This window comes from uncultured Brachyspira sp. (genome assembly GCF_944390595.1).
In the GTDB taxonomy this organism is placed as follows: domain Bacteria; phylum Spirochaetota; class Brachyspiria; order Brachyspirales; family Brachyspiraceae; genus Brachyspira.
In genome coordinates, this window is record NZ_CALXRN010000238.1 from 23060 (window position 1) to 34277 (window position 11218).

Sequence of the window (11218 nt, forward strand, 5' to 3'; positions counted from 1 at the left end):
GGATTTTTTGGTGAAAAAATATTTTTATTTTTTTGTTATACTTGTTTTTTTATTAAGTTCATGTGCTTCAGCTGTTAAAGTCTCTGTTGAAGAAGAGAAGTATCCTAAAATAATAGCTGAAAAAGCATATACTGAATTTGGTAATAAAAATTACAAGAATGCTATAGCATATTATCAATATATAATTGATAATTTTGATAGAGATAATTATGCTAAAGATGTTGCATGGGCATATTATGAAATAGGTTTTTGTTACTATTATCAAAATAAATATGAAGAAGCTTTAAAATATTTCGATATAGTTATTAACAGTTTTACGGTATTGCCTCCTAGAATTTTGGCTCAAAAGGTTATGCAGGATATTTATGATAAAAAACCTAAGTTAAAACCTGTAGAGATGATAGAAGAGGCAGTGGAAAATATTGAAGAAAATATAGATTCATGAGAAAAGAATATACTATTACCAATAGACTTATATTAAATTTTTTAATACTTAGCGTTATAAGCATAACAGTCATATTTATAGTTTATGTTTTATATTCAAGAGGTGAAGGTAAAGAATATTCTATGCTTTCTTATTTATTGGTATCTATGGTATTTTATAAATCTTATATACCATATATAACAGCTTTATCTGTTCATTTTTCCTTTTTTAAAGGTAAATATGTGAATCAAGAAAATATATCTAAAGTTATATCTATTCCAATTGCATCAATTGTGATATTAGTAGCATTTTATACTTTATATGATTATTATTTCGTTAATTATTTAATTGCAAATATTAAAAATCATAATGCCAATAGAGATTATATGGTTTATTATGAATATGAATTGAAGTTAAGAGATGAGGCTTATGAAAAGGCTAAAGAAGAGCTTGCAGTAGGTAATTTAGATAAAGCCAATACTTTTGCTGAGGAAGCTTTATTTTATGATAAAAATTATGGAAATGTTATTTTACTCCTAAAAAGTATACAGGAAGAAAAAAGAAAAAAATATGAAAATACTCATCAAACAGAAATAAATAATATTAATAATCTTATAAAATCAGGTACTAGGCAATTTACATTAGGTAATTATAGTGAGGCATTAAAATATTTTAATAGAGTTTTATCATTAGATAATAATAATCCTTTAGCTTTATATTATTTAAACAGAATAAGTATTGCTAGAAATGAAAAACCTAAATATAAAGGCAATACTACAGAAGAAATATCAGTATATGGAAGATTATCTGAAGCTATTGCTTTATATGATAATGGAAGATTATGGGAAGCGTATGATATAATATATAAGTTATATATGGAATCTCCTAATGTTGCAGAAGTTAATAATTATTATTCTATTATTAGAGATGCCATAAGCAGATATGATTTCTTTATTAGAGAGGCTAAAGAAGTTAAAGAGGCATATATTGATAATGCTGATTTGTCTGTAACATCTTCTTTGGCAAATAAAAATGGCTTAAATATAATGCTTGATAAGAATACATTGCTTACATCACTAAGCGGTGCCATGTTTAAAGGAAATCTATATTTATTTGATGTTTCTATTATTAAATTAGATGATGAACTAAAAAAAGTTAGTGCTGAAGATTATTTATATGGAAAATTAGCATATAATATTAAATCTACAAACAATAAAAATATTATATTAAAAGCACATTTTGATACTAATAAAAACGATTATATTTATAGTGATACGCAAAGCAGAGTAATTCCTATATCTATATCTGATAGTACATTAGATATTATTAGAAATTATACTTCATTAAATTTAAATTATGTAAGTGTTCCTGATTTATTTACTTTGAGAAATGAAATGCCTAAATTTGGATATTCAAACAGGGAAATAGATTTAACATTATTTGCTAAGAATATAACACCTATTTCATATTTGTTATTATTTGTATTTATAGCTTATTATTCATTTAGATACAGACTTTCTACATCTTCTGAAGGTCTTACTTTCTGTAATAAAGTAGTTGGAGTTTTAGGTACTTTAATTCTTGCTGCAGTATATAAAGTATTTATTGATTATATAGCTTCAATTCTTGTTGTATTGTCAAATGTTACAGTTGGAGTTATCGTTACAGTATTAATAGATGCTGTATTAATATTGCTTATAATATTCCAAATGGCTAGAATTCCTAGAGATGCTAGATAATTTATATTCTAAAAAAAAGGTAATGGACTATTTAAAAGATAAGTCTATATTTCCAAATAAGAACAGAGGTCAGAATTTTTTATGCGATAGGAATATTGCATATAATATAGCAAACACTGTTCCTAATGGTTTTTCAAGAAGTAATTACGGTTTAGAAATAGGCGGCGGACTTGGTGCTTTGAGTTCTATGCTTATAGATATATATAAAAAAAATCTTACTATAGTTGAATATGATAATGCTTTATATAATCATCTTATAGAAAAATTTGATGGTATTAATATTATACATAAAGATATACTTACATTTGATATATCTAATTCAAATATAAAATATGATATATACGGTAATATACCATATAATATTGCAAGTCCTATAATGGAGTGGCTTTTATGCGAATCTTATTCTAAATGGAACTATGCCGTATTTATGGTACAAAGTGATTTTGCAAATAGATTAACTGCAAAAGAAAATACAGAAGATTATTCTTCTTTAACATTATTCGCGAATTTTATGTCATCAATTAAACTTGAATATAATGTATCTAAAGATGTTTTTTACCCTGTTCCAAATGTAACTTCATCTATTATAAGCATAGTGCCTAAAGAAGTGGATATGTCTATGATAAATATTTTCAAATCTGTATCAAAAACATTATTTCATAATAGAAGAAAAACAATAAAAAATAACTTTATAAATTCTCCTTATTTAAGCATTAATAAAGAAAAAATAGATGAAATATTGGAAAAAGCAAATATTGATAATAATGCAAGAGGGGAGTCTTTAGATATTGATAAAGTTAAAAAACTTTCTTATATAATACTTGATTACATTTAATTATTTATTAGTATTATTGCTTTCATCTTTCATTATTCTTACAGATTGTATTATATTATCAATTTGCTTATCATCTTTTTTACTGTTTGCATTGTACATACACATTATTTGAAGTATTCCATTTTCATGCAGCATTAAGAAAGATTTATGATATGTTTTATTAGGTCCGTAATAAAAACTGCTTAATATTTTATATGAATTTGTTTTATTTTCAGGCATACCTTCAGATATTACCTGGAATTCTTTAATAGCATAATGATTTTTTAGCCCGTTTATTATCTTATTTTTAGCATCTTCTAAACTTATCCTACCTCTGTATGCTGATTTGTATTTTGTATAAACTATCGTGTATATGGCAGTTTTTCTTTCAACTCCATAAGATTCATTAAATTCTACCGTATTATCTACAGCAACAGTTTGATCTAAAAAACCTTTTTGAAAATCTTCAGGCATATCTATTGCTATGTCTGTAAGCATTACAGTTTTGCTTTTAGGCTGACATGCACATATTGATAGTGCAATTACAATAATAAATATAATGATATTTTTTTTATTCATAGTATTATTATATAATAAAATTATTATTATTTAAAGTGTAAAATTTATTATATTTTTTAAAAATTTAAAATTATTTGATTATTGTAATATTTTTGTATATTTTATAATATATTATTATTTATTTAGATAAGATTTTTATAATAAAAAGGAAAATATAAATGAGAAAAACAAAGATAATAGCGACATTAGGTCCTAGATGGTCTAATGAAGAGATGGTTAAAAAGATTATAGAAAATGGAGCTGATGTATGCAGATTAAACTTTTCATTTGGAAGTTATGATGAGCATTTAGAAAGAATTAATATTATAAGGAAAGTTTCAAGTGAATTAAAGAAGCCTGTAGCTATACTTGCTGATTTACAGGGGCCAAAAATAAGAATAGGAAAATTAAAAGAACCTATTACAGTAAAAGAAGGAGATATTGTTAAATTAAGCGGATATAAAGAAACCAATGACGAGAGTATTATACCTACAACACATTCTAATATAGCACATGATGTTAAGAGCGGTTCTATGCTTCTGATAGCTGACGGTACTATACAGCTGATTGTTGAATCTAGCGATGAGGCTTCAAAACTAGTTGTATGTAAGGTTATAACCGGAGGTACTATATTAAGCAGCAAGGGTATTAATTTGCCTGGTGCTCATGTTACAACAGAGGTTTTAACAGAAAAAGATGTTAATGATGCTTTATTTTCTGCTAAAAACGGTGTTAATTATTTAGGAATGAGTTTTGTAAGACGTTCTGAGGATGTTATCAGACTTAGAAAAATTTTAGATGATAATAATTTCCAAAATGTAGGAATTGTATCAAAAATTGAAAATACAGAGTCATTAGAAAATTTAGAAGAAATAATAAAACATTCTGACGGAGTTATGGTAGCAAGAGGAGATTTAGGAGTAGAAATACCATTTGGAGAAGTTCCTGTTTGGCAGAAGAAAATATTGAAAATGGCTAATGATATGGGTAAAATTACAATAATAGCTACACAAATGCTTGAAAGTATGACAAAAAGCCCTGTTCCTTCAAGAGCTGAAGCAAGCGATGTTGCTAATGCTGTTTTGGATGGTACTGATGTTGTTATGATGTCAGCTGAAACTGCTTCCGGTGATTATCCTATAGAGTCTGTTAAAGCTATGGTTTCAATAGTTGAGGCAGCTGAAAGATCTGCTTCTAAATCTACGCATGATAATATGATGTATTTGGATAGGGGATTAAATGATGCTTTATCTGACAGTGCTTCTTATTTATCTTATTGTTTGGATAATAAAGTTATTATTGCTCTTTCAAGATCCGGATATACTGTTAAAAATTTATCTAAAAAAAGACCTAAAACTCCTATAGTATTTATGTCAGCAGATAGAGATTTATGTAATAAACTTTCTATATGTCATAATGTTTATACTATAATGATGCCTGAGGATTTGAATTTTAGTGCCGGTATTAGTCATGGAGGGCAAATTGATATATTAGAAGATACATTAGTTAAGTATAATTTAGCAAATCACGGAGATACAGCTATACTTGTCAGCGGAAGCAAATGGCAGGGAAGATGGCAGGAGAATAGTGTGCGTATAGTAGTAATACACTGATTAATTTTTTATTGTATATATTTATTATGGGATTGCGATTAATTTGTAATCCCTTTTTTTATAAAATATAATTAATTTTTAAATATTACTGCTTGAAGTAATATTTAAAGTAATATATAATATTATAATCAATGATTATGGAGTTTCTAATATGCATAATGATAGAAGAGAGAAATTATCGAGCAGGGTTGGTTTTTTATTAGTATCGGCTGGATGTGCTATAGGACTTGGAAATATATGGAGATTCCCTTATATAACTGGTAAATACGGAGGTGCTGCTTTTGTACTTATTTACCTTATATGTTTGGCAGTTGTAGGACTTCCTATACTTATAATGGAATTTAGTATAGGTCGTGCAGGCCAAAGGGATATAGCGGGTTCTTATAAAGTATTAGAAAAAGAAGGATCAAAATGGCATTTAATTGGTTATGTTCAAATGCTTGGATGTTTGATATTGATGATGTTTTATACAAGCGTTACAGGCTGGACAATTACTTATGCTTATTATATGGCAACAGGTGCAACATTGGGTTTGACTCTTGATGGTGTAGCACAATTTTTTGGAAGCATGCTTTCTAATCCCAGAATAATGATTGTAAGCTTATTTATAGCAATATCTTTAGGTACATTAATATGTTTTAAAGGTTTGCAGGAAGGTGTTGAAAAATCATCTAAATTTATGATGTCATCTTTATTTGTATTGGTTATAATATTGATAATAAGATCTGTAACTTTAGATGGTGCAATAGAAGGTATAAAATTCTACTTGCTTCCTGATTTATCAAAAATTTTTAACGGCGGTGTTAAAAACTTTTTTGAAGTTATATATGCAGCAGTTGGACAGGCATTTTTTACATTAGGTATTGGTATAGGAAGTATGACTATATTCGGAAGCTATATAGGTAAAGAAAAATCTATAACTAATGAATCTATAATAATAGTTATACTTGATACTTTAATAGCGCTTCTTTCAGGTCTTGTAATATTCCCTGCTTGTTTTGCTTTTGGTGTAAATCCAGGAGAAGGAGCAGGACTTGCATTTGTTACTTTGCCTAATATATTTAATTCAATGCCTTTAGCTAGGTTATGGGGTACATTATTTTTTGTATTTTTATCTATGGCAGCATTGACTACTGTTGTAACTGTATTTGAGAATTTGATAGCTTTTACTATGTCAGAGTTTAAAATGCCTAGAAATAAAGCTTCTATAATAGTTGGTATAGTTGTATTTATATGTTCTCTTCCAACTGCTTTGGGATTTAATGTTTTATCCTTTATACAGCCTATGGGAGAAAATACAAGTTTTTTAGATTTATTTGATTTTATAGTAAGCTACAATTTAGTTGAATTAGGGGGAATATATATAATAATATTCTGCGTATCTAAATACGGATGGAGTTGGAATAATTTTCTACATGAAGTAGATTCCGGTACAGGTATTAAATTTCCAAATTCATCAAGGTTTTATGTAACTTATATATTGCCTATAATATTATTTGCTATGTTTGTAATTAATTATATATATAAATTTTTTATTAATTAAGCATGGATTATAGATTGATAATTATAATGATTTTGTGTTGTTTTAAAGGATTTGGAATTTATGGATAATAAAGAAATATATAAAAGATTGGAAAAGAGATATAAATCTGATGACTTTTTATCTTTTGTTGGAATGAAGTTAGAACATGCTGAAAAAGGTAAAGTTATTATATCATGTGAAAATAAAAAAGAGCTTTCACAGTATATGGGTTATATGCATGGAGGAATGATTACATCTTTAGCTGATACAGCAGGAGGTCAGGCTGCTTCTACAATATTTGAAGAGGAAGTAAAAATAGTAACTTCTGAGCTTAAAATACATTTTTTGAAGCCGGTTGTTTCTAAAAAGGTAATAGCTGTAGGAGAAGTTATAAATGCTGGAAAAAAATTAATAATAGTAGAATCTGTAATTAAAGATGAAGAAGATAATATGCTTGCTAAGATGATAGCCACTATGTTTGTAATTGATCCTTCTTAAATTTAATTATAAGATATTATTTTATTTATATTACTAAAAAACTGTAAAAATTTTATAGTTTTAGGTAAAATACTTTTAAATAAATTATTTTTGAATTACAATTATGAATGTATTATTTTATATATAAATTAAGGAGTTAAATATGATAATAGGATTTATAGGTGCCGGTTCTATGGGCGGAGCTTTGATAGAAGGGTTTATAAAATCTGGAATAGAGTATACCAATATCATAGCAAGCGTAAAAACTATGGAGAGAAAAGATTATCTCGAAAAGAATTTAGGAATAAAAGTATATACAGATAATAGAAAGGTAGCAAGCGAGGCTGATATATTATTTATAGCAGTTAAGCCTTATATGGTTAGTATGGTTGCTGCAGAAATATCATCATCTATTAAAGTAGGTGCTACTATTGTTAGCGTGGCTGCTTCTGTAAGCAAAAGAGATTTATCAAGATTATTTAACGGAAGCAGAATTGTAAGGATAATGCCTAATACTCCTGTAAAAACTTGCAATGGTTTTATATCCGTTGCTGAGGCTGAAAATAAGGTTGTAGAGAGCGGAGTTGTAGAGTTATTAAAACGTGTTGGAATGGTTAAGGTTGTTAAAGAAGAGCAGATACATGCCTATAATGCTATGGCTGGATGTTCTCCTGCTTTTATGTATATGCTTATAGAAGCTATGAGCGATGCCGGAGTATTTATGGGTATAGATAGAAAAACATCTATAGAAATGGCTGCCCAAGTTTTTAAAGGTTCCGGAGCAATGGTTCTTGAATCTAATAAACATCCTGCTCAATTAAAAGATGGAGTATGTACTCCAGGAGGTATTACCATAAAAGGTGTTAAAGTTATGGAAGATGAAGGGCTTAGAAGCGGCATTATAAATACTATTCTTGCTAGTTATAATGCTTCTATAGAAAGTGAGAAAAAATAAATATTTAATAATACAAGTTGTACATTGGTTATGAATTTTTATTTTTTATTAATTAGATAATAGAAGTCAAATAAAAAATTCTGTTTGACTTTTTTGACTCAATTATTATAATATTTATAGTAAGATATATGAAGGAGCATTTACATGCCTAAAAAAACAATATTAGTTTTAGATGATGAAAAGAGCATTAGAACTCTTTTTGAAGAAGAGTTTAAAGATGAAGGATATGATGTCGTATCCACTGATAGTGGAGAGGAAGCCTTAGAAATGCTTGATAAAGGTACTCCTCATATTGACTTGATAACATTAGATATAAAAATGCCTAAAAGGGATGGATTAGATTTTTTAGCTAAGGTTAGAGAAAAACATAGAGAGTTACCTATTATAATATGTACAGCGTATAACAATTATAGACATGAGTTCTCAGTTTGGAATGCTGACGGATATATATTAAAATCTGGAAATCTTACAGAAATTAAAGACAAAATAAAGAGACTTATAGGTTAATATTTTTTATGCCCCACATTCGCAAAGACCCCGTAACTAAGCAGTCGGTAATTATTTCTTCAGAAAGAACTGGAAGACCTAGTGATTATGTAAATTTTAGTGAAAAACATGTAGAAAATTCTGCTCTCAGCTGTCCTTTTTGCAGAGGACATGAAATGAAAACTCCTGATTCCATAAATACTATATATGCAAAGCAGGAGGAAATTTGGCAGGTTAGGATAGTTCCAAATAAATATCCTATAATATCAGAAACATTAGAAGGAGAGCTTCCAAAAGAAAATAAACTTTTTTGTGCCAGCAGTTCTAAAGGTTTTCATGATGTTGTGATAGAGCATCCGGATCATTTTTTTAATTTTTATAATGCAGATACTGAAGATTTTTATTATATTTTTGATGCTTTAATTATGAGGCTTAAAAATTTAGCCACTAATAAAGATATGCTTTATAGTTTATATTTTAAGAATTTCGGACCTGAAGCAGGAGCTAGTTTATCACATTCCCATTCGCAAATTATTACAACTCCTTTTATACCTATTCAAATGAAGGATGAAATAAGCGGAGCATTGGAATACTATAATGAAAACAAAAAATGTGTATATTGTGATATTATAGAGGAAGAACTTAAGTTAAATGAAAGAGTTATATGTGAAAATGATACTTTTATAGCTATATCTCCTTTTGCATCACGTTCTCCTTATCAAATTTATATAATGCCGAAATTTCATAGTCATAGTATTATATATTCTTCTAATATAGAGCTTTTAGATTTTGCTAGCATATTAAAAGAAGTTTTTGATAGACTTCTAAGAACATTGGGAGAAGTTAGTTTCAATTATGTTCTTCATACACTTTCTCCTGTACTTAAAGATAAGTATTTCTATTCAAGTCATTGGTTTTTAGATATAATGCCTAAAATGAGTAAACTTGCAGGATATGAGCTTGGAAGCGGTGTTTATATTAATTCCATTAAGCCTGAGGATGCAACTCAGCATTTAAGAGATTCTTTATCAAATATACATTATGATATATTATAATATTACTATATGATCTCTTGTTATTACAGCATCATAATTTTTATATCCTAATATTTTTAGTATATCATCAGAATGATGACCTATAATTTTTTGAACATCATCAGAATTATAATTTATTATTCCTCTTGCAAATTCTGTTCCATTTTCATCTATAATGCTTACTATATCGCCTTTTTTAAAAGTATTAATTACTTTTATAACTCCTATAGGAAGAAGGCTTGATTCTTTTTCGAGTACAGCTTTTTTAGCACCGGAGTTAACAATTAATTTTCCTATTATAGTAGTGGCATAAGCAATCCATCTTTTTTTTGTAGAAAGTTCATCTGTTTCTTTTACAGGATAGAATATTGTTTTATCTTTGCTTTCAAATATATCATTAAGTACATTCGGTTTTTTTCCATTAGCTATAAATAATGCACATCCGGATCTTGTTACTATTTTTGCTGCTTGGAGTTTCGTTTTCATTCCTCCTCTTCCGCCTTTAGAAGCATCAAGACCTAAATTTTCTATTTCTTTTGTAACTTCAAATACTTCATGTATAAATTTAGCATTCGGATTTGTTTTAGGGTTATCATCATAAAGCCCATTTATATCTGAAAGTATTATAAGCAAATCAGCATCCAATTCGCTTGCAACAAGAGCAGAAAGTTTATCATTATCAGAAAAACTTATCTGTGTAACATCGTATAATTGTTTAAGTTCATCGCTGGATACTGTATCATTTTCATTTATTATAGGTACAACTTTATATTTTAAAAGCATACTTAAAGTTGAATGCAGATTTAAATATCTTCTTCTGTTTGAAAAATCTTCTTCTGTTAAAAGTATTTGAGCTGTAACTATATCGAATTTTGAGAATCCGTCTTCATATATAGACATAAGCTGCGACTGTCCTATGGCTGCACAAGCCTGCTTTAATGCAACTTCATCTAGGTCCTGCACATTAATTTTTTTAGCACCAAGTCCTACAGCTCCTGAAGTAACAATTAATACTTCTTTTCCCATTCTATGAAACTTTGCTATAGCTTCTATAAAAGAGTATATTCTAGCTAAAGATATATATCCCTCATCATTTCTTAAAACATTAGTACCAAATTTGAATACTATTCTTTTTATATTATTTAAATCTACTTTTTCCATGCGAAGTATTATAAATGATATAATAAAAAAATAAAGTTATAATCTGAAAATAGTTATAATTTTTATCTATTTATTTCCCCATGTTCCTCCAAATTTAAAACTCATACCTAAGTAAAAATCATTATCTACAGTATAGTGGCCGCTTTTCTCATTATATGAAATAACCCCTACCTGCTGTCTATTTTCTAATTCATAATATTGATAATTATTTTTGAATACAGGATCATAAGTAAATGTATCTGACAGCATAATTTTAAAATCATCTGTTATATTTAATGTTATTTTTAAGAAAGCTCTGTATTTAAGCTGATAAATATCATATAAATTAGACAATATATTATTATCATGTATACCTACATGTGCTGTAATATCAAATTTCCATAATTTTCTAACTTCAAAGAATATAAATCCGCTCATACCGTAATAAGGTTCTCC

The 11218-nt window shown here is 27.7% G+C and carries 11 protein-coding genes and 1 pseudogene; 9 read left to right on the forward strand and 3 right to left on the reverse strand.

The window, feature by feature from the left end; genetic code table 11:
- Positions 1-10: 10 nt before the first annotated feature.
- Genes Q0J90_RS14205 through rsmA form a run of 3 tightly spaced genes read left to right on the forward strand, consistent with a single transcriptional unit; the run spans position 11 to position 2998 of the window.
- Positions 11-445 carry a tetratricopeptide repeat protein gene (locus Q0J90_RS14205; protein ID WP_297278534.1) on the forward strand — a complete coding sequence of 145 codons (435 nt, stop codon included), beginning with the start codon at positions 11-13 and terminating at the stop codon, positions 443-445.
- Positions 442-2163 (forward strand): hypothetical protein, encoded by a 1722-nt coding sequence (locus tag Q0J90_RS14210; protein WP_297278535.1) that lies wholly within the window; start codon positions 442-444, stop codon positions 2161-2163. Before Q0J90_RS14205 ends, Q0J90_RS14210 begins: the two co-directional genes overlap by 4 nt.
- The gene (rsmA, locus tag Q0J90_RS14215; protein ID WP_297278536.1) at positions 2153-2998 is read left to right on the forward strand and encodes a 16S rRNA (adenine(1518)-N(6)/adenine(1519)-N(6))-dimethyltransferase RsmA; all 846 of its coding nucleotides are present in this window, start codon (positions 2153-2155) and stop codon (positions 2996-2998) included. The genes Q0J90_RS14210 and rsmA overlap by 11 nt, the downstream gene beginning before the upstream one ends.
- On the opposite strand, the gene Q0J90_RS14220 is transcribed toward rsmA, so the two are convergent.
- Complete coding sequence (locus Q0J90_RS14220; protein ID WP_297278537.1) at positions 2999-3556, reverse strand: hypothetical protein; 558 nt, start codon at positions 3554-3556, stop codon at positions 2999-3001. It lies immediately after the preceding gene.
- 158 nt (positions 3557-3714) lie between these two features.
- On the opposite strand from Q0J90_RS14220, the gene pyk reads away from it, so the two are divergent.
- The 6 genes from pyk to Q0J90_RS14250 all read left to right on the forward strand — a co-directional run bounded on the left by pyk (position 3715) and on the right by Q0J90_RS14250 (position 9643).
- Complete coding sequence (gene pyk / locus Q0J90_RS14225) at positions 3715-5148, forward strand: pyruvate kinase (protein WP_297278538.1); 1434 nt, start codon at positions 3715-3717, stop codon at positions 5146-5148.
- A gap of 151 nt (positions 5149-5299) precedes the next feature.
- Complete coding sequence (locus Q0J90_RS14230) at positions 5300-6691, forward strand: sodium-dependent transporter (RefSeq protein WP_297278539.1); 1392 nt, start codon at positions 5300-5302, stop codon at positions 6689-6691.
- A gap of 60 nt (positions 6692-6751) precedes the next feature.
- On the forward strand, positions 6752-7168 hold the full coding sequence (locus Q0J90_RS14235; protein ID WP_297278540.1) for a PaaI family thioesterase: 417 nt from the start codon (positions 6752-6754) through the stop codon (positions 7166-7168).
- Between the two features lie 142 nt (positions 7169-7310).
- Positions 7311-8102, forward strand: a complete 792-nt coding sequence (gene proC / locus Q0J90_RS14240; protein ID WP_297278541.1) for a pyrroline-5-carboxylate reductase — start codon at positions 7311-7313, stop codon at positions 8100-8102.
- Positions 8103-8246: 144 nt separating this feature from the next.
- The gene (locus Q0J90_RS14245; protein WP_297278542.1) at positions 8247-8609 is read left to right on the forward strand and encodes a response regulator; all 363 of its coding nucleotides are present in this window, start codon (positions 8247-8249) and stop codon (positions 8607-8609) included.
- A gap of 8 nt (positions 8610-8617) precedes the next feature.
- Positions 8618-9643, forward strand: a complete 1026-nt coding sequence (locus tag Q0J90_RS14250; RefSeq protein WP_297278543.1) for a DUF4921 family protein — start codon at positions 8618-8620, stop codon at positions 9641-9643.
- On the opposite strand, the gene proB is transcribed toward Q0J90_RS14250, so the two are convergent.
- Both proB and Q0J90_RS14260 read right to left on the reverse strand, forming a co-directional pair.
- Entirely contained in the window at positions 9638-10783 is a 1146-nt protein-coding gene (proB, locus tag Q0J90_RS14255) for a glutamate 5-kinase (protein ID WP_297278544.1), read from the reverse strand. The two genes, Q0J90_RS14250 and proB, sit on opposite strands and share 6 nt — an antisense overlap.
- A 66-nt stretch (positions 10784-10849) precedes the next feature.
- Positions 10850-11218 (reverse strand): annotated as a pseudogene (locus tag Q0J90_RS14260) (hypothetical protein); the annotation flags it as partial.